Source organism: Terrabacter aerolatus, assembly GCF_007991735.1.
Classification (GTDB): Bacteria; Actinomycetota; Actinomycetes; order Actinomycetales; family Dermatophilaceae; genus Terrabacter; species Terrabacter aerolatus.
Genome location: NZ_BJYX01000001.1, coordinates 361,996 through 387,308 on the forward strand (window position 1 = coordinate 361,996; position 25,313 = coordinate 387,308).

A 25,313-nucleotide genomic window follows, 5' to 3' on the forward strand; every position below is an offset into this window, starting at 1 on the left:
CGAACGTACGCGAGGACGTATGCCGTCAGGCCCGTTTCGAGGTCAACGCCCGCAGGACGTCGTCCACCGACTCGACGACGGGCACGCCGTCGGGCACCGGCGGCCGGCGGACGACGACGACGGGCACGCCGAGGTCGTTCGCCGCCGCGAGCTTGGCCTCGGTGAGCGCCCCGCCCGAGTCCTTGGTCAGGAGCACGTCGACACGGCGGCTCTCGATCAGCTCGCGCTCGGCGGCGTAGGGGTAGGGCCCGCGGGCGCGGAGCACCTCCCACGAGGCGGGCACGTCCCAGTCGGGTGGGTCGACGACGCGGGCGAGGACGAAGCGGTCCTCCCACGTGGCGAAGGTCTCGAGCTGCTGGCGCCCCGTCGTGAGGAACGGCCGCACACCGAGATCCTCCGCGGCGGTCCGGGCGCCCTCGACGTCGTCGACCCACGTGAAGCCGGACGCGAGCGGATGGCGCGACCAGCCGGGCCGCTGGAGCCGTACGAGCGGCAACCCGACGTGCCGACAGGCCTGCACGGCATGGTCGGTGATGCGGGCGGCGAAGGGGTGGGTCGCGTCGACGACGTGGTCGAAGGAGCCGTCGGCGAGGTAGGCGGCCAGGCCGTCGACCCCTCCGAAGCCACCGGTCCGGACGTCGCCCACGGGCAGGGCCGGGGCGCTGACGCGGCCCGCGAGGCTCGACACGACCTCGTCACCGCGGCCGACGAGGCGCGCCGCGAGGTCACGGGCCTCCCCCGTGCCCCCGAGGACGAGGACCCGCACGCTCAGGCGGGGATGCGCAGGCGGCGCGTCATCTCGCCGACGGCGACGGTGATCGAGTGCCCGAGGTGCACGCAGGGACCGCTGATCTCGTTCTGCTGGCTGCCACCGAGCCCCACGACGACCTCGGGGTGGGTGCGACCGACGGTGTCGACGATCTCCTGCGCCGCGGCGATGTCGATGTTGCGCGGGACGGCCATGACCATGCCGGCCGCGTGCCGTGCCTCGATGGCGCGCACCCACTCGTCGGCGGGCAGGTCGGCCCCGACGTAGACGGTGGCGAAGCCGGCGCGGCGTGCCGCCACGGCGAAGGCGAGCAGACCGAGCTCGTGACGGGCCCCCGGGGGCAGGCCGATGAGCAGGGTGGGGCCGTCGACGCGGACCGACGCGGCCTCGTAGGCGGCCGCGAGACGGCGCTGCACGGCATACGACACGAGGTGCTCGCCGGCGACCGTCAGTCGTCCGTGGGCCCACTCCTCGCCGACGAGCTTGAGGGTCGGCATGAGCCAGTCGTCGACGACGTGCTCGAAAGTGCCGAGGGCGAACCGGGCGTCGAGGACGGCGGTCGCCGACGCGGAGTCGAGGCGCTCGGCGGCGCGCACGAAGGCCTCGGCGTCCTCGGACTGGTAGCGACCGCCGGGGCGCAGCGGGGCGACGCGGGCACCGCGCCCCTCCCGCTCGGCGCGACCGGACCCGTTGTCGCGACCGGCGGCGTCGCGGCTCGAGAGCCGGCGCGTCGTCTCGGCGGCGGCCTCGCGCGCGGACCAGCCCTCGTTGACGAGGGAGTTCATGATGGCGAGGGCGCGGACGTCCTCGGGGCCGTAGAGGCGGTAGCCGCCGTCGGAACGCTGGGGGCTGACGACGCCGTAGCGGCGCTCCCAGGCGCGGAGGGTGGCGACGCTGATGCCGGTCAGCTCCGCGGCCCGTTTGATGGTGTACATCGGCTACCCCAACCTGCTCAAGGCGTCTCGCATGCCCTGCTCGGCCTCGTCGCCGAGCTTCTTGAACGCCGGCGCGAGGAGCGGGGCGACGAGCTTGACGACGCCCTTGAACTCGAAGTCGGCGCGGTAGGTGACCGTCGTGCCCTCGCTCGACCCGTCACCGGTGCCCGTCATGGTGCGCACGAAGGTCATCGTGTCCTGCGCGACGACCGTGGCGTTCTCGCCGCGGAGCGCGAAGCGCTCGCCCGGCACGTGCTCGACGACGAGGTAGTCGAGCTCGGTCTCGCGCCCGAGGAACTTCGACACGTTGTGGTAGCGCGTGCCGAGGCCGCCGTCCCCGGAGACGCGTTCGGTGCGCACCGTGCCCGGATCCCAGTCCGTCGTGGTGGTGAAGTCGCTGAGGTAGGCGAAGACGCGCTCGACGGGCTGTGCCACGGTGACGCTGCGCTCGATGTCCATGCCTTCTCCAACCTTTGACAGACCTTGAACAGCCACTCTACGGTGTGGACGAAGGATGGACAACGAGCACCACGCATACTGTCCTCCTGCAATCCGGTCGGAGCACCGCGCCGAACCACACGGGACCACATCAGCCAGGAGGCCTCGGTGACTCGACCGAACCACAACGACAGCATCCGACCCACCGCCGCCGTCATCGGCGCCGGAGTGTCCGGTCTGACCGCAGCCCACGTGCTGAGCGCGACCCACGACGTGACGCTCTTCGAGAGCGACAGCCGCTTCGGCGGCCACGCCCACACCCATGACGTCGCCGGCCGCGACGGCAGCCTGCGCATCGACAGCGGCTTCATCGTCCACAACGAGAAGACGTACCCGAACCTGCTCCGTCTCTTCCGCGAGCTCGACGTGCCGACCCAGCCCACCGAGATGAGCATGAGCATCACGTGTGAGGGTTGCGGCCTGTCGTATGCCGGCGGGCGGGGCGCCAAGGGCATGTTCGCCCAGAAGCGGCGCCTCGCGGACCCGCGTTTCATCCGCATGCTCAGCGACGTCCCGCGCTTCCACAAGGCCGCTCAGGCCCTGCTCGCCGACGAGTCGCAGAACCCGACCTGGGGCGAGTTCCTTGCCGCACAGGGTTTCTCCACCTACTTCGTGCGCCACTTCGCCATCCCGCTCGTCGCCTGCGTGTGGTCCTGCGGCGACCTCGACGCGACGAGCTACCCGGCGCGCCATCTCTTCCGGTTCCTCGACCACCACGGCATGCTGACCGTGACGGGTTCGCCGACCTGGCGCACCGTCACCGGCGGGTCGGCCACGTACGTCGACCGGCTCGTCGCGCGACTGCCCGACGTGCGCAAGGAGAGCCCGGTGACCGCCGTGACGAGGCACGACGACGGCGTCGACGTGCTCGTGCGCGACGGCCAGACCGCCACCTTCGACCGCGCCGTCATCGCCACGCACGCCGACTCGGCACTCGACCTGCTCGCCGACGCGACGCCCGACGAGAAGCGCGACCTGTCCGCGATCCGCTACTCGCGCAACGAGACGTGGCTCCACCGCGACTCCTCCGTCCTGCCGGAGCCGCGGGAGGCCAAGGCCTCCTGGAACTACCGCATGCACGCGTGCGACGCCCCCGCTCCCGACGTCACCGTCAGCTACTGGATGAACCGGCTGCACGGCATCACCGACGGCGACGACCACGTCGTGTCGCTCAACCCCGCCGGCACCGTCGACGAGTCGCTCGTGACGGCGCGGATGTCCTACGACCACCCGATCTTCACCCAGGAGGCCGTCGAGGCGGCCGGGCGCCTGCGCGGTGCGGGTGGCGACCGGCTCGCGTTCGCCGGCGCCCACCTCGGCTGGGGCTTCCACGAGGACGGGTGCCGCTCCGGCGTGGAAGCCGCCGAGTCCTTCGGGGTGCACTGGTGACAGTCGTCCTGAGGCCTCCGCACGTGCCGGCCCTCGTCGACGGCACGGTGGCGCACTCGCGCCGCACGCCGCTGCACCACTCGTTCACCTACGGCCACTACCAGTGGCTCGTCGACATCGACGATCTACCCCGACTTCGCTGGCCGACAAGGCTGCTCGCGCGGTTCGACGCCCGCGACCACCTCGACGGCGGATCGCTCGGCGGCGGCCTGCGCGGTGACGTCGAGCGTTTCCTGGCGGCGCGTGGGGTGACGCTCGGCCGCGACGACCGGGTGCTCATGCTCGCCAACGCCCGCGTGCTCGGGCACACCTTCGACCCGCTGAGCGTCTTCTGGTGCCTGCGGCCCGACGGGTCCCTGCTCGCCGTCGTCTTCGAGGTGCACAACACCTACGCCGAGCGCCACGCCTACCTGCTCGACGTCGAGGACGACGGCACGGCGACGGTCGCCAAGGCCTTCTACGTCTCGCCGTTCAACGACACGAGCGGGGAGTACGCGGTCCGCCTCGTCCTCTCCCCCGACACCGTCGCCGTGACGGTGGGTCTCGACCGCGGTGGCGAGCGCATCATGACCGCCGTGACCCGCGGCACCCCCGAACCCGCCACGACCCGCACCCTGCTCCGACTCGTCCGCCGTCACGGCCTCATGACCCAGAGGGTGACGGCCCTGATCCGGGTACACGGCATACGACTGTGGTTGCGTCGCCTGCCTGTGATGCCCCGCCCCCACCACCCGAAGGAGGCCGTCCGATGACCGCCCAGTCCACCCAGACACCCGTCTCACCGACCCTGTCGATGGCGCAGCCCATCTGCCTGCGCCGACCCAGCCTGCGGGTGCTGTGCGTGCGCGCCCGGCTGGCCCGCAGCATCCTGGCGCAGGTGGCCAAGCGCGTGCCCGTCGACGTCGTCATGCCCGACGGGTCGCTCCTCGGCGGCGGCACCCGACGCACCGACCGCCCGGGCCTGGAGGTCGTGCGCCCGACCGCCCTCTTCGAGCGCCTCGCGCACCACCCGAAGATCGGGATCGGCGAGGCCTACATGGCCGGCGACTGGAAGGCCGCCGACGGCACCGACCTGGCCGAGCTGCTCATGCCGTTCGCCGAGCGCATGACGACGGCCGTGCCCGCGGGCTGGCTGCGGATGCGCGGCTTCGTCGACCGCCGGATCCCGAGCATCCAGAACAACTCGCTCCTCGGCTCGCGCCGCAACATCGAGGCGCACTACGACCTGTCCAACGACCTCTTCGCGACCTTCCTCGACGAGACGATGAGCTACAGCTCGGCGCTCTTCGACGAGGACCAGCCGCTGCGCACGCAGTCGTTCGAGGAGGCGCAGCTGCGCAAGGTGCACGCGATCCTCGACATGGCCAAGGTCGGCCAGGACACCCGCGTCCTCGAGATCGGCACCGGTTGGGGCACGCTCGCGCTCGAGGCCGCCCGCCGCGGCGCCACGGTCACGAGCGTCACGCTGTCCAAGGAGCAGGCGGCCCTGGCCCGGCAGCGCGTGGCCGACGCCGGGTTCACCGACACCGTCGACATCCGCATCCAGGACTACCGCGAGGTCGAGGGCGTCTACGACGCCGTCGTCAGCGTGGAGATGATCGAGGCCGTCGGCGAGGAGTACTGGGAGACCTACTTCCGCACCATCGACGAGCGACTCGCCCCCGGAGGCGTCGCGGCCGTCCAGGCGATCCTCATGTCGCACGAGCGGCTCGTGGCCACGAAGCACTCGTACGGCTGGATCCAGAAGCACATCTTCCCCGGCGGCCTCATCCCGAGCCTGCAGGCGATGAGCGAGACGACCGACGCGGCGACGACCCTGCGCATGTCGGCCGTCGAGGCCTTCGGCGCCGACTACGCCGAGACGCTGCGCCGCTGGCGCGAGACCTTCCTGGCCCGCTGGCCCGAGGTCAACGCGCTCGGCTTCGACGAGACGTTCCGCCGCAAGTGGGAGTTCTACCTCGCCTACTGCGAGGCCGGTTTCGCCACGGGCTACCTCGACGTGGCCCAGGTGCGCTTCGAACGGGAGGGCGCCGCGGTCGCGGCTTCGTGATGGCTCCCTCGACGACGTCGATCCTGTGGTTCCGCCGCGACCTGCGGCTGAACGACCACCCGGCGCTGCTCGCGGCGGTCGACGCCGCGAGCCACGTGCTGCCCGTCTTCGTCCTCGACCCGAGGCTGCTCGAGAGCGACACGCCCCGCACCCGGCGGCTGCTCGCCTCGGTCGCGGCGCTGTCCAAGGACACTCGCGGCGCGCTCGTCGTCCGCCGCGGTGACCCCGTCGACGTCATCCCCCGACTCGCGAAGCAGGTCGGTGCGACGCAGGTGCACGTCTCGCGCGAGACGACGCCTTACGGCCGGCGCCGCGACGAGGCCGTCGAGAAGGCGCTCGCCGACGACGGGCGTGAGCTCGTCGCCACGGGGACGCCGTATGCCGTGGGGCCGGGTCGCATCGTCAACCAGTCCGGCTCGCCCTACAAGGTCTTCACGCCGTTCTCCAAGGCCTGGCACCAGCACGGACGGCCGGCGCCCGCCGCCCGACCGAAGCGCATCCCGTGGCTGCGCGACGACGTCCACAGCGACCCGCTGCCCGACGCCCCTGCGGGACTCGAGGCCGGCGAGGCGGCCGCGCTCAAGCGGTGGGAGAGCTTCCTTCGCGACGGGCTGACGGCATACGACAAGGAGCGCGACCGACCCGACCTCGACACGACGAGCCGGCTCTCGGCGCCCCTGAAGTACGGCGAGATCCACCCCCGCACGATCCTCGCCGACATCGCCGCCCACTCGGCGGGGAGGTCGCAGGCCGCGACCACCTACGTCACCGAGCTGATCTGGCGCGAGTTCTACGCCGACGTGCTGTGGCACCAGCCCGGCTCGGCCTGGCACGACCTGCGCGGCGAGCTCGCCAAGCTGCCCTACGACTCCGGCACCGAGACCGACCGGCTCGTCGACGCGTGGCGCGAGGGGCGCACCGGCTACCCGATCGTCGACGCCGGGATGCGCCAGCTGCTCGAGGAGGGCTGGATGCACAACCGCGTCCGGATGATCACCGCCAGCTTCCTCACCAAGGACCTCCACGTGTGGTGGCCGGTCGGGGCGCAGCACTTCCTCGACCACCTCGTCGACGGCGACATCGCCTCGAACAACCACGGCTGGCAGTGGGTCGCCGGCACCGGCACCGACGCCTCGCCCTACTTCCGCGTCTTCAACCCGGTCACGCAGGGCCGGAAGTTCGACCCGGACGGCGACTACGTCCGGCGGTGGGTCCCCGAGCTGCGCCACCTGGCAGGTGGCGCGGCCCACGAACCCTGGAAGCACGACAACGGGTACGACCAGGAGTATCCCCAGCGCGTCGTCGACCACGACGACGAGCGCAAGGAGACCCTGGCCCGCTACGAGCGCGCCCGACGCTAGCCGTCCGACGAGCCGAGGAGACGAGAGATGCGGGGCCCCGTGGCCGAGCTGCGTGCGTTCGTCAACGCAGCGCTCATCGAGAAGGTGGACCGTGACCACCACGATCCCGACGACGTCTTCCGGCGCCGCCAGGTCGTCGTGGCGGTCACCTTCGTCGTGGGCTCGGCGGTGCTGGCCTGGGCGCTGCGGATCACGCCCGGGGACCCGCGCTTCTACGTCGCGACGCTGGCGCTGGCCGCCGTCTGGCTCGTCGGCGCCCTGCTCTCCGGGCCGCTGCACGCCGGCTGGGGCCACACCCGCCGCGGCGAGCCGGCTCGTCCCATCGTGCAGTCGCTCGTGCTCGGGGTGCTGCTCCTGCTCGTCTTCCTCGTCGGCGCGCTCGTCGTGGCCCGCATCCCGGTGCTGCGCCAGCCGGTGGACCAGCTGCTCGACCACGCGCGGTTCGGGGCCTTCGCGGCGGTGCTCGCCATCACGTTCGTCAACGGCGTCGTCGAGGAGCTCTACTTCCGGGGCGCCCTCTACGCCGCACTGCCTCGCCACCAGGTCACCCTGACGACGTTGCTCTACGCGCTGACCACCGTCGGCAGCGGCATCCCGCTGCTCGTGCTGGCGGCCGCCGTGATCGGGCTCGTCACGGCGCTGCAGCGCCGCGTCACCGGTGGCTTCCTCGGGCCGATCATCACGCACGTCGTGTGGTCGACCGGGATGCTCATCCTCCTTCCGCCCGCCCTCGAACTGACCAGGTGATCCGATGACCTCCAACCGCACCGCCCTCGTGACCGGCGCCTCCGGCTACATCGGCGGCCAGGTCGTGCCGCGGCTGCTCGACGAGGGCTGGACCGTGCGCGTGCTGACCCGCCACCACAGCTCGCTGGACAGCAAGCCGTGGGTCGACCGCGTCGAGGTGGCCGAGGGCGACGTCAGCTCGGCCGACGACATGCGCCGCGCGCTCGAGGGCGTCGACGCCGCCTGGTACCTCGTGCACTCGATGGACGACAAGCCGGACTTCGCCGAGCGCGACGGCGAGGCCGCGACGATCTTCTCCGAGGCGGCCAAGGCGTCCGGTGTCTCGCGCATCGTCTACCTCGGCGGCCTGCACCCCGACGACGAGGTGCTCTCGCCGCACCTCGCCTCGCGCGTGGAGGTCGGCCGCATCCTACTCGACTCGGGCGTGCCCACCGCCGTGCTGCAGGCGGCCGTCGTGCTCGGCGACGGGTCGGCGTCGTTCGACATGCTGCGCTACCTCACGACCCGCCTCCCGGCGATGGTCGCCCCGAAGTGGCTCGACAACAAGATCCAGCCCATCGCCATCGACGACGTCGTCACGCTGCTCGTCGGCGCCGGCACCCTGCCGCCGGAGGTCAACCGCACGTTCGACATCGGCGGCCCCGAGGTCCTGACCTACCGCGAGATGATCGGGCGCTTCTCCGACGCGACGGGCAAGCGCCGTCCGGTGGTCGTCACCGTGCCCGTGCTGACACCGCGCCTGGCGAGCCACTGGGTCGGGCTCGTCACGCCGATCTCGGCCGGCCTCGCCAAGCCGCTCGTCGGCAGCCTCGTCCACGAGGTCGTCGCCAAGGAGAACGACCTGCTGGACCACGTCGACGTGCCGGGCGGCTTCATCGACTTCGACACGGCTGTGCGGTCCGCGATGCGCACCGCCAAGCCCGACACCGCCATGCGCAACCTCGCCCTGACGAGTGCAGTGACCGTGGCGAGCGCCGTCGTGGGGTCGCTCGCGACCCAGCCCGACTCGCGGTGGTACCGGTCGCTCGACCTCCCCGAGTGGCAGCCGCCGACCCTCGCCTTCCCCGTCGTGTGGACCGCGCTCTACGCCGACATCGCCGCGAGCTCGGCCACGGTCCTCAACGCCTACGACAAGGCGGGCGACACGGCGGGCCGCAACGCCTACCTCAAGGCGTTCGGGACCAACCTCGCCCTCAACACGGCGTGGAGCGTCGTCTTCTGGCGGTCGCGCAAGCCGTGGGTGGCCGCCGCCGAGGCGGCGCTGCTGACGGCGAGCTCGGCCGACCTCGCCCGGCGCGCCGGCACCGTCAGCAAGGGGGCCGGCATCGCCCTCTCGCCGTATGCCGTGTGGTGCGGATTCGCGACCGCCCTCTCGACCGCGATCGCGCGCCGCAACCGCTGACCCCCTCCCGATCAGGGTGTATCGAGTTATCTAGCGTCCGTCCGATACGACGAAAGACAGCACTCGCGAGCGTCGGCAGACGTCGATGGCAGCGCCATACGGCACGCGGCGGCCGGGCGGCTCTGGGGGGGCCGGGCGGCTCAGGGGGGCTGGCCACGGCGGAACGCGCCGCGCGGGCTCAGGTGCTGACGAGCTGCTTCGAGAAGGCGCGGCGGTAGGACACGGGCGGGATGCCGATCTCGCGCTGGAAGTGGTGACGCAGGACGGCCGCCGTGGCGAACCCGCTCTCCCGGGCGATGCGCTCGACGTCGAGGTCGGTCGACTCGAGCAGGTGGCGCGCGCGCAGGACCCGCTGGCTCGTGAGCCACCGGTGCGGGGTGGTGCCCACCTCGGCCGTGAACCGTCGCGCGAAGGTGCGCTCGGACATCGCGGCACGCCTGGCCAGTGACGGGATCGAGTGCTCCTCGTCGAGATGCTCGGAGACCCACTCCATGACGTCCTGCAGACCCTCGCACGGCTCGGTCGGGACGGGCGTCTCGACGAACTGGCGCTGGCCGCCGGAACGGTGCGGCGGGACGACCATCCGGCGCGCGATGCGGGTCGCGACCTCCGAGCCGAGCTCGGTGCGCACGAGATGGAGGCAGGCGTCGATCCCGGCAGCCGTGCCGGCGCTCGTCAGCACCGGGCCGTCCTCGACGTAGAGGACGTCGAGGTCGACGCAGGCGCGCGGATGCTCGTCGGCCAGCCGCGCGGCATACCTCCAGTGCGTCGTGCACTCTCGTCCGTCGAGCAGGCCGGCGGCAGCGAGCTGGAAGGCGCCGGAGCAGACGGAGAGCACGCGGCCGCCGTTCGCGGCGTTGTCACGGAGGATGTCGAGGACGACCGGGTCGTACGGTCCGTCGACCGCCCCACCCGGGATGGCGACGAGATCGACGCTTCGGGCGGCCTCCAACGGGAAGGGGGCGACGATGCCCAGGCCACTCGTCGTGCGCAGCGCCTCGCCCGGACGCGCCGAGCAGACCCGGAAGTCGAAGGCCGGGACGCCGTCGTCGGTGCGGTCGATGCCGAAGACCTCGCACAACACGCCGAGCTCGAACATGGCGACGGGCTCCTGGGCGACGACGGCGATGGTGCGCAGCATCGGATCAGCATGACACCGCTGGCAGGATCTTGTCGATGAGCGACAGTTCTGCCACTCGTGGCGGGATCGAGATGGGCGCAGGCTTTCTGCCATGGACATCATCTTCTTCATGGCCCTGTTCGCCGCTCTCGTCGCAGCCCTGGGGCGCCACCACCGGCGCACCTTCTCACTGCCGCGAGCCCCGTTCGGGGCCGACGCCGAGCTCGACCGCGACATCGACCGCGTGCTCCACGACGCACCGCTCGCCCACGACACGCGCGTCGCCCACTGAGTCTCGACCGGGGCGCGACCGGGACGTCGGACCGGGATGGAAGGCTCGACGCATGACGACTTCACCCGCACCGGCCGTCGGCCGACTCGCCTCCGTGTCCCTCGACTGTCCCGACCCCTCCACGCTCGCCGACTTCTACGGCGCGCTGCTCGGCCTGCCGCGTGCCTACGAGAGCCCGGACGGGGGTGTCGTGTCACTGTCCGACGGCGGCATGGCCGTCACGATGATGCGGGCGGCCGACCACGTCCCACCCACCTGGCCGGAGCCGGGCCAGCAGCAGCAGCTGCACCTCGACATCCTCGTCACCGACCTCGACGACGCGGTGACGCGGTCGATCGCCCTCGGAGCCACCGAGGCCGCCCACCAGCCGGCTCCGTCGGCCTGGCGAGTGCTGCTCGACCCGGTCGGGCACCCCTTCTGCCTGACCACCGTCACCGGCGACTGACGATGCTCCCCGGCGCCCGACACATCACCGGCGACCGACACCTCACCGGCGACCGACACGTCACCGGCCACTGACGAAGGTCACCGCCGACTCACCGACGTCACTCAGAACGGCGGCGGGTCATGGGGTCGGGACCGGGCCGACAGGCCGGGTGGCCGCTCCTGCGCGACGGATGGTCGGGCCTGCGTGGCGGGTGGCCCCGATCCGGGGTCGCGAAGGGACTCGCGCCAGTCCTTGGGATAGGTGACGTACTCCCGGCCGGCGAGCGAGGTCCACGAGATCCCGTCGTCGTCGACGCGACGGACCGTCCAGACCCGCGCGGTCTTGCCGTTGTGGCACCCGCGACTCAGGGCGTCGAGGTTGGAGACGTGGGTCCGGCCGGTCGGCCATGGTTCGAGGTGGTCGACGTCGCAGCGATCGGCTGGAACCTGGCACCCGGGGCCGCGGCAGACACCGTCGACCGCCTTGACGTGGGCCACCATCTCGGGCGTCGGCGCATAGCGCTCCGTCGAGAGCTCGAGGGCCCGGCCGGTGTCGACGTCGGCGGCGAGGCGCTGCCAGACGGAGCCCGGCGCGGTGATGATCTGGCGGGCATGGGGGGCCGTGACCCAGCCGTGTCCGGTCAGCTCGCACGCGGCGTCCGACAGGCCAGTCGCGACCTCGAAGGGAACGACGATGCGCACGGCGGCCGGAGGGGCATCCGACAGGCCCGACCAGCTCGGTCCGCCCGTCCCGGCAGGTCCGCCCGCCCCGGCAGGTCCGCCTGGCCCACCAGGGCAGGCCGGGCCGGCGGGGCCTCCAGCTCGCGCCGAGCTGGAGGCGTCGGGGACCACCCCGAAGAGCACGAGGTCACAGAGCAGGTCGCTGCGCAGCTGGTCGAGGGAGCGCGCGTCACCGGAGGCACGCGCCGACCGAGCCATGGCCTCGACCCGGTCGAGGACGCCGACGACGCGCTCGGCAGGGGCCACGACGGTGAAGGTCCCCATGCCGTCCTCGACCAGCCGACCGAACACCGTGCGCCGCGCAGTCGCCGCACGCCGCCGCTCCTCCTGACCGCGAGGGTCAGCCGCTCGCACGCAGCGGCGAAGCCGTTCCCCGAAGAGCCGGTGGGAGGAGATCCCGCCGTCCCGGGACGGCGAGAGCACCGCTGCCTCGAGGTCGGGCAGGGCATCGTCGTCGAGCATGCGCGTCTCGACGACGATCCGGAGCGCCCGGTGCAGACTCACGCCACCGGCCCGGAGCCGCGCGCGGAGCACCCGGTGACGCCGCGGAGCCGTGGCGAGCTCGAGTCGGCGCGCGACCTCGGCCACACCGACACCGGTGGCGCAGGAGATCTCCTGCGCGGCGACCTGGTCTGCGGTGAGCGGCACCGGTGAGCTGGTCACCATCCGCGCGAGCTGCTCCTCCTCGACCGAGTGCAGGGCGGCGTACGCGTCGACGATGCGCGCCTCGAGCCGACACTTCTGGACCTCGAGACGCTCGATCTGCGACAGCCTCGCGTCGGCCTCGTCGAGGAGGGACCGGCCGGGACGCTCCTTCGGGCCGGGCGGCGCCTCGGTGACCCGGAGCACGTGGGCGATCCGAGCGTTGAGCCCACTCCCGTGCGAGTCCGCGTCAGGCGTCGGGCGCCCGGTGTCGAGGAATGGCACGAACTCACTCCTCCCACCCGGGTCGCCGACTCCTCAAGTAGAACACATGTTCGAACGAAGGGGAAGGGTTGTCCCCAGCCAGATCTCATCGATCCGCCTGCGGCGCAGCGAGATCCGGCGCTCTCAGGCCTTGGGCTCCACCCGGTCCCGCGGGCGGCGGCGCGTCAGCAGCACTCCCGCGATGCACAGGGCGCCACCGACGAACGTCAGCGCGGGCGGCACCTCCGAGAGGAGCGCCCAGGCGATGAGGGTCGCGATGAAGGGCACGAGGAACGTCGTCAGGGTGAGCTTGCCGGCGTCGGTGCGAGCCAGCACGTAGGCCGAGGTCGAGAAGGCGATGGCCGTCGGGAAGACGCCGAGGTAGGCGATCCACCACAGCGTGCTCGCGTCGCTGTCACGCACGACGGTGACGAGCTCGCCGGTCCACGGCAGGCAGACCACGGCGCCGATGATGCAGGCGAGCCACGTCACCTCGGGGCCGGGCAGGCGCCCGAGGAGCGGCTTCTGTGCGAGGACGCCCACGGCATACGTGATCGCTGCGAGGACGGCGAGCCACACGCCCACCATGTCGCCCGAGCCCCCGGAGGAGAACCCGCGGGCGATGACGACGACACCGGCGAACCCGACGGCCATGCCGATGAGGAGCCAGCGGTTCATCCGCTCCCCGAGGAAGACGGTGGCGAGCAGGGCCACGATGATCGGCCCGATCTGCACGATGAGAGCCGACGTGCCGGCGTCGATGCGTCGCTCGGCCTCGTTGAGGGCGAGGTTGTAGACGCCGAACCAGCCGACACCGCAGAGCAGGAGCAACGGCCAGTCGCGCCTGGCCGGCCACGTGCGCGGGCGGCGGAAGACGAGCACGCCCAGAGCCACGGACGCGACGAGCAGACGACCGAGAGACAGGGCACCGGGCGGCACGTCGCGGCCGAGGTGGCGGATCGCGACGAAGGCGGACGCCCACAGCAGGAGGGTCACCGCCACGGCGGCGAGCACGAGCAGGTTGGCGCGCCGGGCGCCCGACGGGGTCTCGGAGGCAGTGCGGGAGTCGACGGTCACCCACAGACCGTAGGGGGCGACACCGACAGCGCGCCGCCCGGTATCCGGTCAGATGCCCCCGAGATCCCGCCACGGCCGATCACGCTTGTGACACCCGACATGTATAAGTTAACGTTTGCATTATGGCAATGCATGGTTATGTCCGGGTTGACGGAAGGTGTCAGCCGCTCGGGACGGACGCAGCGCACTGAGCGCGGCCCCTCCCGAGCGCCCCGCCCACCCCGCACACCGACCTCGAAAGGCACGACCATGTCCCGCGGCGCCCAGCGCACCTCCGTCGACCTCGCCGACACCGCCCGACGCCTGTCCCGCCAGCGCACCCTCTGGCAGGGCCTCGTCGACTTCGACCCCATCACCCGCTACTACGCACGCCTTCTCGCCGACCACGACCACGAGGCGTGGCTGCTCACCTGGCTGCCCGGCCAAGGCACCCCCTGGCACGACCACGGCGGCAGCGCCGGCTCGTTCGTCGTGCTCCAGGGCGCCCTCACCGAGGAGGTGGCCGGATACCGCACCGCCGTCGACCTCGACAGCGTGCGGCGCGTCACCGGTCCGGGCGTCCTGCTCACGCCGGGCGACCAGCGCACCTTCGGCAGCCGGCACCTGCACCGGGTGACGAACGCGGGGCCGGACCCCGCCGTCAGCCTGCACGTCTACGCCCCCAGACTGACCTCCATGACGAACTACCGCGCTGTCGAAGGCCTGCTCGAGGTCGAGGAGCAGGCCGAGGTCGGGGTCGACTGGTGACGACACCCACCGGCCGCCCGCGCACCATCGACGAGGTGCTCGCCGACGCCCGCAGCCGACTGCGTCGCCTCACCCCGGCAGAGGCCGAGCGGGTCTGCGCGGACGGCGCGTTCGTCGTCGACATCCGTCCCGCGGCCCAGCGTGCTGCCGAGGGCGAGCTGTCGTTCGCGACGCCGATCGAGCGCAACGTGCTCGAGTGGCGCCTCGACCCAGCCAGCGACGCTTCCCTGCCGATCGCGAGCCACGACCTCCAAGTGGTGGTCCTCTGCCAGGAGGGCTACACCTCGAGTCTCGCGGCGGCAGCCTTGCAGGAGCTGGGGATCCACCGCGCCACCGACGTCATCGGGGGGTATGCCGCGTGGCGCACCCTCAGGGGCGACGCACCGTCGCGCGCGGCGGGCGCGGCGGGCGCGGAAGGCGCGGAACCACCGCCGCCGCCGACGACGACCTGAGGGCCGCGCTCAGCCGGTCGAGGTGCGCGGAGGGCAGCCGCCAACGCTGCCAGTAGAGCTGGACGTCGACGTGGTCGCGCGACCCGAGGCGGACGAGCTCGCCGGTCTCGAGCAGCGAGGCGACATGTGTCGCCAGCAGAGCACCCCAGCCGAGACCGGATCGCACCGCGGTCACGAATCCGCCACCGTCGGGCACCTCGTGGGTCGGGGGCGTGGCTGACACTCCGTGTCGGTCGAGGATGCGCTGCTGGATGTCGTCCTTGACGTTGAAGCGCACGAGCGGCGCTGCAGCCCAGTCGAACCCACGACCCGCGCGATGCCGGTCGAGCAGCTGCGGTGTCGCACACGGCAGGTAGCGCATCGTCACGAGCGGCTCCGTCGAACAGCCCTGGACGGGTGTCGGGTCGGAGGTCACCGCGCCGAGCACCTCGCCCGAGCGCAGCAGGCGAGCGGAGTGGTCCTGGTCCTCCACCCGGACCCGGAGCGCGACGTCGTCCCACGCCGAGGCGGCCGCGAGCACCCTGCCGAACCACGTCGACATCGAGTCGGCGTTGACGACGATCGGCAGGTCCACCCGCGCGCGGTCGCCGGTGGCGAGGCCGGCGAGCGCCTCGGACTCGAGCAGGCTCTGCTGACGTGCGAGCCGGACCAGGGCCTCCCCGGCGCGCGTGGCACGACACGGCGCCGTGCGCACGACGACGACCTGGCCGACCTCCGCCTCGAGCGCCTTGACCCTCTGGCTGACCGCCGACGGCGTGACGTGCAGGCGCCGCGCTGCCGCGTCGAAGGTCCCCGTGTCGACGATGGCGAGGAGGGTCGCGAGGTGTTCCGGCTGGAGCCGCATGAAGCCATGCTAATGATGCTAAAGAAACCTTCGCTTCACTGAAGCAGCCCCGGCTCGTAGCGTCGACGCGTGACCTCCCTGCTGCCCGGCTTCCTCACCATGGCCTCCCTCATCGTGGCCATCGGCGCGCAGAACGCCTACGTGCTCCGCACCGGCCTCGCGCGCCAGCACGTCGGGCTCGTCGTCGCGGTGTGCGCGCTCAGCGACGCGGTCCTCGTCGCGGCAGGCGTGCTCGGCGTCGGTGGGCTCGTCACGGCCCACCCGGGACTACTCACGGTCGTTCGCTGGGTCGGGGCGGCCTACCTCGTCGGCTACGGAGTGCTCTGCCTGCGGAACGCGCGCCACCCCAAGGCCCTCGCGACCGACGGCACCGCACCGAGCCGCACCGGCGTGCTGGCCACCGTCGTCGCCCTCACCTGGCTCAACCCGCACGTCTACCTCGACACGGTGCTGCTCGTCGGCTCGCTCGCCAACCAGCACGGCCCCGACGGGCGGTGGTGGTTCGCGGGCGGGGCAGCGATCGCGAGCATCGCCTGGTTCACGGCACTCGGCTACGGCGCCCGGCTCCTCGCACCCCTCTTCGCCCGCCCGGCCACGTGGCGCGTGCTCGACGTCGCAATCGCCCTCGTCATGTTCACCATCGCCATCACCCTGCTGCTCGGCTGAGTTCTCGCGTTGGCCCGACGCGCTCCCCCGACCCCACCTACCCTCGGCTGCGTGAGCACAGGGGACGCCGCCGACATCGCTGACGACAAGCGCATGAGGCTTCGGTATGCCGGCCGCTGCCGTGAGTGCGGCGCCGACCTCCCAGCCGGGACCCAAGTCGTCGACGTGGCTACCGTCCGCGCCCGGATCGCTCGGGCCTTCCCGCCCGCCTGACGCGGCACCGCGGGGCTACCTCAGGGCGAGGGGGACGGCATACGCCATCCGATCTGAGGTAGCCGGGACGCCGGGATAGGGAGGTCGCCCGATGTGGGGCCCTACCTCAGCCGCCGAGTCTGGAGGAGTCCAGAACGGCACCAGCAGAGGAAAGACCATGATCGAGCACTACAGCGACCTCCGAGCGGTCCAGGCCGAGATCCGGGCCCGCTACCCCCAGCGTCGTCGCGCGCGTCGCGACTCGTCGCTGGAGGTCATCCGGCGCACGATGGCGCGCACCTTCCGGGAGGAGAACGGCGCGGACCGCCGCCGGTGACGGTGACCACGGGGTCCGTGTCCCCCGCTGCCCCGCCGCTGTCCGCGGAGTACGCGATGATGCCCCGTATGCCGCTGCGCACGGGCCCACTCATCGGCCGGGACACCGACCTGTCCCGTCTCGCCGACGCCATCGGGCTGCGCCCCTCACCGGGCGCGCAGCCCGGTGGCGTCGTCGTGCTGTCGGGTGACGCCGGGATCGGCAAGTCACGTCTCGTCCGGCAGCTCGTCGACGACGCCACCGCTGCGGGGTGGTTCACCGCGCTCGGCCACTGCGTCGGGCAGGCCGGCGCCAGTCTCGCCTACCTCCCCTTCGTCGAGCTCGTCGCCACGGTCGACGCCGGCCACCCCGACGTCGTCGAGCGCGTGCTCGACACGCACCCCAGCCTCGGACACCTCCTGCCCGGACGCGCCGCCGCTCACGACGGCACGGCCGTCGAACGGGCCGGGAGCCCCACCGACCCCGGCCAGGTCGCCGAGGCCGTCCACGCGCTGCTGTCCGCGCTGGGCGACGCGCAGCCCTCCCTCGTCGTCGTCGAGGACGTCCACTGGGCCGACCACTCCTCGCGCGACCTCATCACCCTGCTGCTGACGCGCGGCTTCACCAGGGCCGTCGGCCTCGTCGTGACGTACCGCTCCGACGACCTCCATCGCCGCCACCCCCTCCACGACACCCTGGCCGTGTGGGCGCGCATCGCGGGGCTCGAGCACGTCGATCTCGCCCCGCTCACCGATGACGCCGTCCGTGAGCTCGTCTCCGGCGTTGAGGGGGCGCCCACCGACGCCGGGACCAACGCCGAGATCGCCCGTCGGGCCGAGGGCAACCCGTTCTTCGCCGAGGAGCTCGTCGCGAGCGCCGCGGCCGGCCAGTCCCTCAGCGGTGGACTGAGCCGCGTGCTGCGCGCCCGGGTCGAGCAGCTCGACGACACGGCGCAGCGCGTGCTGCGGGCGATCGCGCTCAAGGGCGGCCAGTTCATCGGTCACGAGCTCCTCTCCCGCGTCGTCGCTCTCCCCGACGAGACGCTCGAGGCGGCGCTGGCGGCCGCCGTCGAGCACCATGTGCTCGAGGCCCGCTGGCCGCCGGCCTACACCTTTCGCCACGCCCTGCTCGGCGAGACCGTCGCCGACGGCCTGCTGCCGGGCGAGCGGCTGCGGCTGCACCGGGCGTATGCCGCCGCGCTGGCCGAGCGCCCCGAGCTGGCTCCGGCGTCCGAGCTCGCCCGCCACGCCGCCGCCGTGGGCGACCTGCCGACCGCGGTGCGGGCCAGCCGCGCGGCGGCCGAGTCGGCCATGGCCGTGGGCGGCCCGCAGGAGGCGCTGCTGCACCTCGAGCGAGCCCTGTCGTGGCTCGACGAGGACGACCCCGAGCGCGACGAGGTGACCCTCCGGGCCTCGCGCGCCGCGATGGTCGCCGGTGAGCCGATCCGGGCCGTCGACCTGCTGCGCGACCGACTCGACCACCCCGGCAGCGCGCAGGAGCCGGGCACGCGGGCCGACCTGCTCGCGACGCTCGTCATCCGCTCGCGCGTGCTCGACCTTCCCGTGGACTCGGTCGCGCTGACCGACGAGGCGCTCTCGCTCATCGGCGAGGAGGCCGACGAGCGGCGCGTCCGCGTGCTCGTCGCGCGGGTGCAGGCCCTCGTCGACACGGGGTCGTTCGTCGAGGCGGCCGTCGTCGGCAACGAGGTGTCGCTGCTCGCCGAGCGCCTCGGGATGGGCGTCGCGCTGGCCGAGGTGCGCACGATCCTGGCGCGGGTGCTCGAGGCCCAGGAGAACCTCGAGTCGGTCGAGGCCCACCTGCGGTCGGTCGTCGCCGACATCCCGGCCGAGGACCCGCTCCTGCTCCGCGCCGTGCACCAGCTCGCCTCGGTCGCGCACCGCCGTGGTGACCTGCCCGGCTCGCTCGCCCTCTACGACCGCGGCGCCGAGGTGGCCCGGCGGATGCACCGCGAGTGGGCGCCCTGGGGGCAGGAGTGCCGACTCCTCGGCGGCCTGACGGCCTACGAGCTCGGCGACTGGGACGGCGCGGTCCGTCGCCTCGACCTGGCCGGTCGGCCCTCTCCGCAGCCGGGACGGGCGATCTTCACGGCCGCGGCCCTGTCGGTGCACGCCGGTCGCGGGGAGCGGGTCGACCCCGACCTCGTCGCGGGGCTGCGCGAGTGGTGGCACGTCGACGGACTCTGCGTCGTGCTGACGGTCATGCCGGCGGTCGACGTGCTCGGGCAGTCCGGTGACCTCGCCGGGGTGCTCGAGGTGGCCGAGGCCGCCGTGCGGGTGCTCGACGCGGCCTGGGGCGACTACCACGCCGTCGCTCGGCTCGGCGCGCTCGTCGCGGGACAGGCTGCGGCGCTCGTGCCGCACGCCGACGCCGACCTGCGGGCCCGGGCGGTGGCCCTCGTCGACGAGCTCACCGACCGCGCCCGTCGCATCGGCGAGCCCCGCCCCGCGCTCGAGAGGCCGAGTCGGCCGACCTTCGAGCGCGCGGCCGCCGAACCGCTCGAGGACACGAGCCGCGAGACCTGGGCCTGGACGGCGCGGCTCGAGGCCGAGGCGCTGCGCCTGCAGCGGGTCGCCGGCGCCGACGAACCGCCACCCGTGGACGAGCTCGTCGCGGCCTGGCGCGAGAGCGTGGCGGCCTTCGAGCGCTACGGCCACGTCTTCGAGACCGCGCGGTCGCAGGCCCGTCTGGCCGCGGCGCTACGGGCGGGCGGCGACGCCGTGGCCTCGCGCGAGGTCGCCGAGCAGGCCCGGGCGGTCGCCGTGCGCCTCGGGGCCGAACCGCTGCTCGCCGAGCTCGGCGAGGCCCGCCCGGTCCCGTCCGGCACACGCCCGACCGGCAGCCGCCCGTCCGGCGCGGACCACGGCGGCACTCCCGAGCTGACGCCGCGCGAGCTCGAGGTGCTCGCGCTGCTCGCCGAGGGCCTGACCAACGGCCAGATCGGCAAGCAGCTCTACATCAGCACCAAGACGGTCAGCGTCCACGTGTCCAACCTGCTCGCCAAGCTCGGGGCCTCCGGGCGCACCGAGGCGGCCGCTGTCGCACGTCGGCGAGGTCTCGTCCGCCAGTGACGAGTCCCGCGGTGCGGCCGTCGACGTGACCTCGACCTCGGTGTGCCGGGAAGCGCCTCGCGACACGGGTCCGAGGCGCACCATGAAGAGGTGACCTCCGGGGTGCTGGCACCCAGCAGCGCGACGGCCTCGATCCGCGCCGCCGCGGGCCGGTCCGCACCCGCGGTGCTGCAGTCGCTCGGGGTGGATGCCGCCACGGGACTCGCGCACGACGAGGTCGAGTGTCGCCGGGTCACCTTCGGCCCCAACGCCATCGCGACCCACCACGCGCGCGTCCTCACCGTGCTCTGGCACCAGCTGAACTCACCCCTGCTCGGCCTGCTCCTCGTCGCCGCGACGGCGTCCTACTTCGTCGGGGAGAAGAGCGACGCCGTCATCATCGGGCTCATCGTCGTCGTCTCCGTGGGACTCGGGTTCGTCAACGAGTACCGCGCCGAGAAGGCCGCCGCCTCGCTGCACTCGCAGGTCAGCCACGAGGCGGTCGTCCTGCGCGACGGCGTCTCGGGCCGGGTCGACGTGACCTCCCTCGTGCCCGGTGACGTCGTCGAGCTCACCCTGGGCGAGATCGTGCCCGCAGACATCCGCCTCCTCTCCGTCGTGCGGCTCGAGTGCGACGAGTCGGTGCTGACGGGAGAGTCGCAGCCGGTCGAGAAGACGACGGATGCCGTGGAGGGGACGGCGACGCTCGCCGACCTCGACGGCTGCGCGCTCATGGGGACGGTCGTCCACGCCGGCAGCGCGCGCGGCGTCGTCGTCGCCACCGGCTCGCGCACCGAGTTCGGGGCCATCGCCACCGGCCTCAGCACCCACCAGCTCGACACGGAGTTCCAGCTCGGGCTGCGCCGGTTCTCGATGCTGCTCGTCAAGGTCGCCGGGGCGCTGACGGGCTCGGTCTTCGTCGTCAACGTGCTGCTGCACAAGCCGTTCCTCGACGCCCTACTCTTCTCGCTCGCCATCGCCGTCGGCATCACGCCCCAGCTGCTGCCGGCCGTCGTCTCGACGAGCCTGGCCGCAGGCTCGCGCCAGATGAGCCGCCGCAAGGTCCTCGTCAAGCGGCTCGTCTGCATCGAGGACCTCGGGGACATCGACCTGCTCTTCACCGACAAGACGGGCACCCTGACCGCCGGCCGCATCGACTACGCGAGAGCGGTCCCCGTCGAGGGGCAGCGCTCCGACGACGTGCTGCGCTGGGGCCTGTTGTGCACCGAGAACGTCCCCGGCGCCGCGGCGGCCGTCGGGACCAACCCGCTCGACCAGGCCCTGTGGGAGTCGCCGGCCACCGCGGCCGTGCGCGAGGCGCTGACCGGTCACGCGGTGCTCGGCGTCCTGCCCTTCGACCACGAGCGACGCATGCTGTCGGTCACGGTCCGCGACGGGGACGGCGCCGTGCACCTCGTCACCAAGGGCGCGCCCGAGACGGTCCTCGAGCGGTGCACCGACGTCGCGCCGGAGACCCGCGCCGCCCTGGACGCGGAGTTCGCGGCCGGCAACCGCGTCGTCGCCGTCGCCAGCCGACCCGTCTCGGCCTCCCGTGCTCCCGAGCCGGCGGACGAGCACGACCTGCAGCTGCTCGGTCTCCTCGTCTTCCTCGACCCGCCCAAGCCCGATGCGGCCGTGGCCCTCGGTCGGCTCGCCCGGCTCGGCATCCGCGTCAAGGTGGTCACGGGCGACAACGCCGTCGTGGCGGCCAAGGTGTGCAGCGACCTCGGCCTACCGGGCGATGCCGTGCTCACCGGGGTCGACCTCGACGCCCTCGACGACGAGCACCTCATCGACGCCGTCACGGCCACCACGGTCTTCGCCCGGGTCAGCCCCGAGCACAAGGCCCGCCTCGTGCGGGCCCACCGGCACGGCGGGGGCGGCGTCGCGTTCCTCGGCGACGGGGTCAACGACGCCCTCGCCCTCCACGCCGCCGACGTCGGCATCTCCGTCGACTCCGGCACCGACGTGGCCAAGGACGCCGCCGACGTCATCCTGCTCGAGAAGAGTCTCGACGTGCTCGCCGACGGCGTCGTCGAGGGCCGGCGCATCTTCGCCAACACGTTGAAGTACGTCCTCATGGGCACGTCGAGCAACTTCGGCAACATGGCCTCCGCCGCAGGGGCCTCGCTCTTCCTGCCGTTCCTGCCGATGCTCCCGTCGCAGATCCTGCTGGGCAACCTGCTCTACGACACGGGGCAGCTCGCGATCCCCACCGACAACGTCGACGCGGACCAGCTGCGCCGGCCCTCGCACTGGGACATCGCCTTCATCCGGCGCTTCATGCTCCTCTTCGGCCCGCTCAGCTCGCTCTTCGACTTCCTCACCTTCGGCGTCATGCTCTGGGCCTTCCATGCCGGACCCGACCTCTTCCGGTCCGGGTGGTTCGTCGAGTCGCTCGCGACGCAGACGCTCGTCATCTTCGCGATCCGGACCCGCACCGTGCCGTTCTTCCGCAGCCACCCGAGCCTGCCGCTGACACTCGCCGCCCTCGGCGTCGTCCTCGTCGGTGCCGTCCTGCCCGCGACGCCCCTGGCGGCCGCGCTCGGTTTCGCGCCGCTGCCCGGCGGGTTCTTCGCCGCCCTCGGCGTCATGGTCGTCGCCTACCTCGTGCTCGTCGAGGTCGGCAAGCGGTGGTTCTACCGCGCCGCCGGGGCACAGCCCCCCGTCGGTCCCACCGACCTCGGCCAGCGCTTCGTGCGACGTCGCGCGGCCCGCTTCAGCATCGCGGCCCCGGCGGCCCTCCCACTCAGAGCGTCGAGCACGAAGGCCCCGGTCGCCGGGGGTGAACATTCGCCCTGAGCCCCTTCTCATGGGCCGCTCACGGGTTTAGCGTCGCTCCTGTTCCAGCCAATCAACGAAGAGGGGCACGGCACATGGCAGAAGACTGGGCAGCAGACGTCAAGAAGTACTCCCCCGACGCCGACGACGCCGCGATCAAGGGCATCGTCCGACACTGCGGCATCGCACTCCAGAAGCGGGACTCGTCACTCGTGTCGTTCAGCGACAAGAGCGAGACCGACCGCGTGCGTGACGGTTTCATGAAGAAGAAGCTGGGCCTGACCGGCTCCGACGCCGAGCTCGACGCATCGTTGGCCGAGGTGGGCCAGACGCTCAAGGGCGACCGCACGAAGAACCGCGTCACCGTCTACTACCTGCTGGCCGAGAAGCACGGGAAGCTCGACCTCTTCCGCTGACCTCGTCGGGCAGGACGCGAACGCAGGTATGCCGCCGGGCCCGGCCCGGCGGCATACCTGCGTCTGTCTCGCGTGACCGTCAGGTCACTTCTTGAAGGCGTCCTTGACGTTCTCGCCGGCCTTGCGCGCGGCGGCCTCCGTCTGGTCCTTCTTGCCCTCGGCCTCGAGACGCTCGTTGTCGGTCGCGTCGCCGATGGCTTCCTTCGCCTTGCCGGCGAGGTCCTGAGCGGCGTTCTTGGCCTTGTCAGCGATACCCATGATGTTCCTTCTCTCGGTGCGCCGGCCGCGGTGGCAGCCGGGGTCTGTGGTGGTCAGGCGACCCGGCGGGGTGCCGGGGCGCGGCGTCCGACGACGACGCGGACCCGGAGGCGCACGCTGTCGTCGGTGGCTGTGGCGAGCTCGCGGGCGACGTCGGCGACGGCCCGCTCGATGCTCGTGACGTCGGTCCGTGAGGACGTCGTGGCCCTGAGCTCGACGACCGGCTGCCCGCCGGCGTATGCCGTGCTCGACCGCACGCTCGTCACGTCCGGCCGGGCGGCGAGCGAGCGGGCTGCGGCGTCGGCCACGGCCGAGACGTCGTAGCCGAGCCGACCGTCGGTGGAGCTGCCCGCCAGGCCCAGCCGGGTCGGCCGCGACCGGGTCAGGTGGGAGAGCAGCCACCAGAGCGCGAGGCCGAGCAGGAGCAGTCCGGCGAGCGCGAGCGCTGCCGTCCACCAGCCCTGGCGGGGTGCGTCCGCGACCGCCGGGGCCAGGACGAGCCGGCCGGGGGTGCCGGACACCCAGCGCAGCTGCCAGAGCGCGGCGCCGGCTCCGACGGCGACGAGGACGAGCCCCGCGAGGAGGACGAGGACGCGGTCGACGGCGAGGGTGCGGCGGGTCATGCGGCGTCTCCCATCGCTCGGGTGGTGACCCGGACCTTCGGGACCGGGGCGAGTCCGCGGAGCGACTGCTCGACGGCACTCGTGATGCGCGAGCCCACCTCGGGGTCGCGGGTGGTCGTGCGCGCCGTGACGCGGACGCTCCGGCGTCCGGCGGTGGCTCGGGCCTCGACGACTCCGTCGACACCGGCAGCGCTCGCGCGGGCGATGGCTGCAGCGGCCGACGGCGTGAGCCAGACGAGCGACGAGTCGCCGACGGCGAGGTCTCGGCGCGGCCGGCGGCGCAGCGCGGCCGCGACGAGCCAGAGGCCGACGAGAGCCACGACGACACCGACGGGGACGTACCAGGCCTGCGGTCCGACGCTGCGGAGCCGGTCGACGAGCGGCGTCGTGACGGGGGTCCCGCCGAGCAGCCCGACGGCGACCGCGGCGTCGCGGAGCAGGAGCAGCCCGGCTGCGGCGACGACGATCCCGAGGACGACGGCCCACGTGGACGCCGGCGCGGCACCGGTCGGGGCCGGTGCACCCGACGGCGTGATCGCGTGCGGCTGCGCTGACGTGGACGATGGGCCAGGAGCGGACGTGGGAGCCGACGGCGTCGGCTGTGGTTCGTGCTGCGTCTGGGTCACTGGACCCGCCTCCTCTCGGGAGCGTCGGTGCTGAGGTGGGCGACGTGCACGTCGACGGCGTCGACGGTGAGACCGGCCAGGCGCTCGAGGGCGCGGGTGACGCTCGCCCGCGTCCGCGCGGCCAGGTCTGCCAGCGGCGTCGGCCACCGGGTCGCGACCTCGACGGAGGCCCGGACGCGGCTGCCCGCGACCACGACCTCGACGCGAGGCAGCTGGCGGCCGGTGACCCGGTCGAGGGTGTCGGCGTGACGCAGCACGCCGTCCACCTCGAGCACGGCGGCCTCGACGATCCGCTCGACGGCACGGTCTCGCAGGTGCAGGGACCCCCGCTCCCCCGGATCGGTCACACCGGTGTCGGGGGCGACGGTCTCATTCACGTCCGCGTCCGCGCAGCACGCGGCCGAGGTCGAACTCGCCGTCGCGCTGGCCGCCGAGGGCGAAGCCGACGCCGCCGAGCACGAGGGCGAGAAGGAATCCGGCGAATCCGCCTGCGGCGCCGGCGACTCCGAGCAGGAGGCCGGCGAGGAGGCCGACGGTCGAAGTGGTCATGTGTCTCATCTCCAGGTCATACGGTTCGAACAGAAGGGATGTCGGGTCGGGGCACCGACGTG

General features: G+C 72.8%; 28 protein-coding genes. 16 read left to right on the forward strand and 12 right to left on the reverse strand.

What is annotated here, in order from left to right; all coding sequences use genetic code 11:
* Nucleotides 1-25: 25 nt before the first annotated feature.
* From TAE01_RS01750 to TAE01_RS01760, 3 genes are read right to left on the reverse strand one after another with little or no spacing between them, the layout of a single operon-like run.
* Nucleotides 26-766, reverse strand: a complete 741-nt coding sequence (locus TAE01_RS01750; RefSeq protein ID WP_147062728.1) for a cobalt-precorrin-6A reductase — start codon at nucleotides 764-766, stop codon at nucleotides 26-28.
* A gap of 2 nt (nucleotides 767-768) precedes the next feature.
* Entirely contained in the window at nucleotides 769-1,704 is a 936-nt protein-coding gene (locus tag TAE01_RS01755) for a MerR family transcriptional regulator (RefSeq protein ID WP_147062730.1), read from the reverse strand.
* A gap of 3 nt (nucleotides 1,705-1,707) precedes the next feature.
* Nucleotides 1,708-2,163, reverse strand: coding sequence for an SRPBCC family protein (locus TAE01_RS01760; protein ID WP_147062732.1), 456 nt, complete (start codon nucleotides 2,161-2,163; stop codon nucleotides 1,708-1,710).
* Nucleotides 2,164-2,310: 147 nt separating this feature from the next.
* Here TAE01_RS01760 and TAE01_RS01765 point away from each other — a divergent pair, with 147 nt between their 5' ends.
* Genes TAE01_RS01765 through TAE01_RS01790 form a run of 6 tightly spaced genes read left to right on the forward strand, consistent with a single transcriptional unit; the run spans nucleotide 2,311 to nucleotide 9,151 of the window.
* Nucleotides 2,311-3,591: an NAD(P)/FAD-dependent oxidoreductase gene (locus tag TAE01_RS01765; RefSeq protein WP_147062734.1), complete on the forward strand. Its 1,281-nt coding sequence runs from the start codon at nucleotides 2,311-2,313 to the stop codon at nucleotides 3,589-3,591.
* A complete protein-coding gene (locus TAE01_RS01770) occupies nucleotides 3,588-4,343 on the forward strand; it encodes a DUF1365 domain-containing protein (protein ID WP_246111072.1) in 756 nt (251 codons plus the stop codon). Before TAE01_RS01765 ends, TAE01_RS01770 begins: the two co-directional genes overlap by 4 nt.
* Nucleotides 4,340-5,641 (forward strand): SAM-dependent methyltransferase, encoded by a 1,302-nt coding sequence (locus tag TAE01_RS01775; protein WP_147062736.1) that lies wholly within the window; start codon nucleotides 4,340-4,342, stop codon nucleotides 5,639-5,641. Before TAE01_RS01770 ends, TAE01_RS01775 begins: the two co-directional genes overlap by 4 nt.
* Nucleotides 5,641-7,002, forward strand: a complete 1,362-nt coding sequence (locus TAE01_RS01780) for a cryptochrome/photolyase family protein (RefSeq protein ID WP_147062738.1) — start codon at nucleotides 5,641-5,643, stop codon at nucleotides 7,000-7,002. The genes TAE01_RS01775 and TAE01_RS01780 overlap by 1 nt, the downstream gene beginning before the upstream one ends.
* A 27-nt stretch (nucleotides 7,003-7,029) precedes the next feature.
* Nucleotides 7,030-7,749: a CPBP family intramembrane glutamic endopeptidase gene (locus TAE01_RS01785; protein WP_147062740.1), complete on the forward strand. Its 720-nt coding sequence runs from the start codon at nucleotides 7,030-7,032 to the stop codon at nucleotides 7,747-7,749.
* Between the two features lie 4 nt (nucleotides 7,750-7,753).
* On the forward strand, nucleotides 7,754-9,151 hold the full coding sequence (locus tag TAE01_RS01790) for a tryptophan-rich sensory protein (protein ID WP_147062742.1): 1,398 nt from the start codon (nucleotides 7,754-7,756) through the stop codon (nucleotides 9,149-9,151).
* 178 nt (nucleotides 9,152-9,329) lie between these two features.
* On the opposite strand, the gene TAE01_RS01795 is transcribed toward TAE01_RS01790, so the two are convergent.
* The gene (locus tag TAE01_RS01795) at nucleotides 9,330-10,292 is read right to left on the reverse strand and encodes a GlxA family transcriptional regulator (RefSeq protein ID WP_147062744.1); all 963 of its coding nucleotides are present in this window, start codon (nucleotides 10,290-10,292) and stop codon (nucleotides 9,330-9,332) included.
* 91 nt (nucleotides 10,293-10,383) lie between these two features.
* Here TAE01_RS01795 and TAE01_RS01800 point away from each other — a divergent pair, with 91 nt between their 5' ends.
* Together TAE01_RS01800 and TAE01_RS01805 are read left to right on the forward strand one after the other, a co-directional pair.
* Nucleotides 10,384-10,563: a hypothetical protein gene (locus TAE01_RS01800; RefSeq protein WP_147062746.1), complete on the forward strand. Its 180-nt coding sequence runs from the start codon at nucleotides 10,384-10,386 to the stop codon at nucleotides 10,561-10,563.
* Nucleotides 10,564-10,615: 52 nt separating this feature from the next.
* Nucleotides 10,616-11,008: a VOC family protein gene (locus TAE01_RS01805; protein ID WP_147062747.1), complete on the forward strand. Its 393-nt coding sequence runs from the start codon at nucleotides 10,616-10,618 to the stop codon at nucleotides 11,006-11,008.
* 104 nt (nucleotides 11,009-11,112) lie between these two features.
* On the opposite strand, the gene TAE01_RS01810 is transcribed toward TAE01_RS01805, so the two are convergent.
* Together TAE01_RS01810 and TAE01_RS01815 are read right to left on the reverse strand one after the other, a co-directional pair.
* Nucleotides 11,113-12,657, reverse strand: a complete 1,545-nt coding sequence (locus TAE01_RS01810) for an HNH endonuclease signature motif containing protein (RefSeq protein ID WP_186814996.1) — start codon at nucleotides 12,655-12,657, stop codon at nucleotides 11,113-11,115.
* Nucleotides 12,658-12,780: 123 nt separating this feature from the next.
* Nucleotides 12,781-13,713, reverse strand: coding sequence for a DMT family transporter (locus TAE01_RS01815; protein ID WP_246111073.1), 933 nt, complete (start codon nucleotides 13,711-13,713; stop codon nucleotides 12,781-12,783).
* A gap of 249 nt (nucleotides 13,714-13,962) precedes the next feature.
* On the opposite strand from TAE01_RS01815, the gene TAE01_RS01820 reads away from it, so the two are divergent.
* Both TAE01_RS01820 and TAE01_RS01825 read left to right on the forward strand, forming a co-directional pair.
* Nucleotides 13,963-14,460 carry a cysteine dioxygenase gene (locus TAE01_RS01820; protein ID WP_147062750.1) on the forward strand — a complete coding sequence of 166 codons (498 nt, stop codon included), beginning with the start codon at nucleotides 13,963-13,965 and terminating at the stop codon, nucleotides 14,458-14,460.
* A complete protein-coding gene (locus TAE01_RS01825; protein ID WP_222594029.1) occupies nucleotides 14,457-14,912 on the forward strand; it encodes a rhodanese-like domain-containing protein in 456 nt (151 codons plus the stop codon). The genes TAE01_RS01820 and TAE01_RS01825 overlap by 4 nt, the downstream gene beginning before the upstream one ends.
* On the opposite strand, the gene TAE01_RS01830 is transcribed toward TAE01_RS01825, so the two are convergent.
* Nucleotides 14,830-15,756, reverse strand: coding sequence for a LysR family transcriptional regulator ArgP (locus tag TAE01_RS01830; protein WP_147062752.1), 927 nt, complete (start codon nucleotides 15,754-15,756; stop codon nucleotides 14,830-14,832). The two genes, TAE01_RS01825 and TAE01_RS01830, sit on opposite strands and share 83 nt — an antisense overlap.
* Before the next feature lie 69 nt (nucleotides 15,757-15,825).
* On the opposite strand from TAE01_RS01830, the gene TAE01_RS01835 reads away from it, so the two are divergent.
* From TAE01_RS01835 to TAE01_RS01855, 6 genes are all read left to right on the forward strand, one after another.
* Nucleotides 15,826-16,422 carry a LysE/ArgO family amino acid transporter gene (locus TAE01_RS01835; RefSeq protein ID WP_147062754.1) on the forward strand — a complete coding sequence of 199 codons (597 nt, stop codon included), beginning with the start codon at nucleotides 15,826-15,828 and terminating at the stop codon, nucleotides 16,420-16,422.
* A 51-nt stretch (nucleotides 16,423-16,473) separates the two neighbouring features.
* The gene (locus TAE01_RS01840; RefSeq protein ID WP_186814997.1) at nucleotides 16,474-16,635 is read left to right on the forward strand and encodes a hypothetical protein; all 162 of its coding nucleotides are present in this window, start codon (nucleotides 16,474-16,476) and stop codon (nucleotides 16,633-16,635) included.
* 157 nt (nucleotides 16,636-16,792) lie between these two features.
* Entirely contained in the window at nucleotides 16,793-16,951 is a 159-nt protein-coding gene (locus TAE01_RS20445; RefSeq protein ID WP_186814998.1) for a hypothetical protein, read from the forward strand.
* 17 nt (nucleotides 16,952-16,968) lie between these two features.
* Entirely contained in the window at nucleotides 16,969-20,019 is a 3,051-nt protein-coding gene (locus tag TAE01_RS21040; RefSeq protein WP_281289248.1) for a helix-turn-helix transcriptional regulator, read from the forward strand.
* Nucleotides 20,020-20,109: 90 nt separating this feature from the next.
* On the forward strand, nucleotides 20,110-22,800 hold the full coding sequence (gene mgtA, locus TAE01_RS01850; RefSeq protein ID WP_222594030.1) for a magnesium-translocating P-type ATPase: 2,691 nt from the start codon (nucleotides 20,110-20,112) through the stop codon (nucleotides 22,798-22,800).
* A gap of 74 nt (nucleotides 22,801-22,874) precedes the next feature.
* Nucleotides 22,875-23,195 (forward strand): DUF2853 family protein, encoded by a 321-nt coding sequence (locus tag TAE01_RS01855; protein WP_147062756.1) that lies wholly within the window; start codon nucleotides 22,875-22,877, stop codon nucleotides 23,193-23,195.
* 84 nt (nucleotides 23,196-23,279) lie between these two features.
* On the opposite strand, the gene TAE01_RS01860 is transcribed toward TAE01_RS01855, so the two are convergent.
* From TAE01_RS01860 to TAE01_RS01880, 5 genes are read right to left on the reverse strand one after another with little or no spacing between them, the layout of a single operon-like run.
* Nucleotides 23,280-23,453 (reverse strand): CsbD family protein, encoded by a 174-nt coding sequence (locus tag TAE01_RS01860; protein ID WP_147062758.1) that lies wholly within the window; start codon nucleotides 23,451-23,453, stop codon nucleotides 23,280-23,282.
* 53 nt (nucleotides 23,454-23,506) lie between these two features.
* Nucleotides 23,507-24,076: a hypothetical protein gene (locus TAE01_RS01865; protein WP_147062760.1), complete on the reverse strand. Its 570-nt coding sequence runs from the start codon at nucleotides 24,074-24,076 to the stop codon at nucleotides 23,507-23,509.
* Nucleotides 24,073-24,702: a DUF6286 domain-containing protein gene (locus TAE01_RS01870; RefSeq protein ID WP_147062762.1), complete on the reverse strand. Its 630-nt coding sequence runs from the start codon at nucleotides 24,700-24,702 to the stop codon at nucleotides 24,073-24,075. Before TAE01_RS01870 ends, TAE01_RS01865 begins: the two co-directional genes overlap by 4 nt.
* Nucleotides 24,699-25,079 carry an Asp23/Gls24 family envelope stress response protein gene (locus TAE01_RS01875; RefSeq protein ID WP_222594031.1) on the reverse strand — a complete coding sequence of 127 codons (381 nt, stop codon included), beginning with the start codon at nucleotides 25,077-25,079 and terminating at the stop codon, nucleotides 24,699-24,701. Before TAE01_RS01875 ends, TAE01_RS01870 begins: the two co-directional genes overlap by 4 nt.
* Nucleotides 25,072-25,251: a hypothetical protein gene (locus tag TAE01_RS01880; RefSeq protein ID WP_147062765.1), complete on the reverse strand. Its 180-nt coding sequence runs from the start codon at nucleotides 25,249-25,251 to the stop codon at nucleotides 25,072-25,074. The genes TAE01_RS01875 and TAE01_RS01880 overlap by 8 nt, the downstream gene beginning before the upstream one ends.
* Nucleotides 25,252-25,313 lie beyond the last annotated feature (62 nt).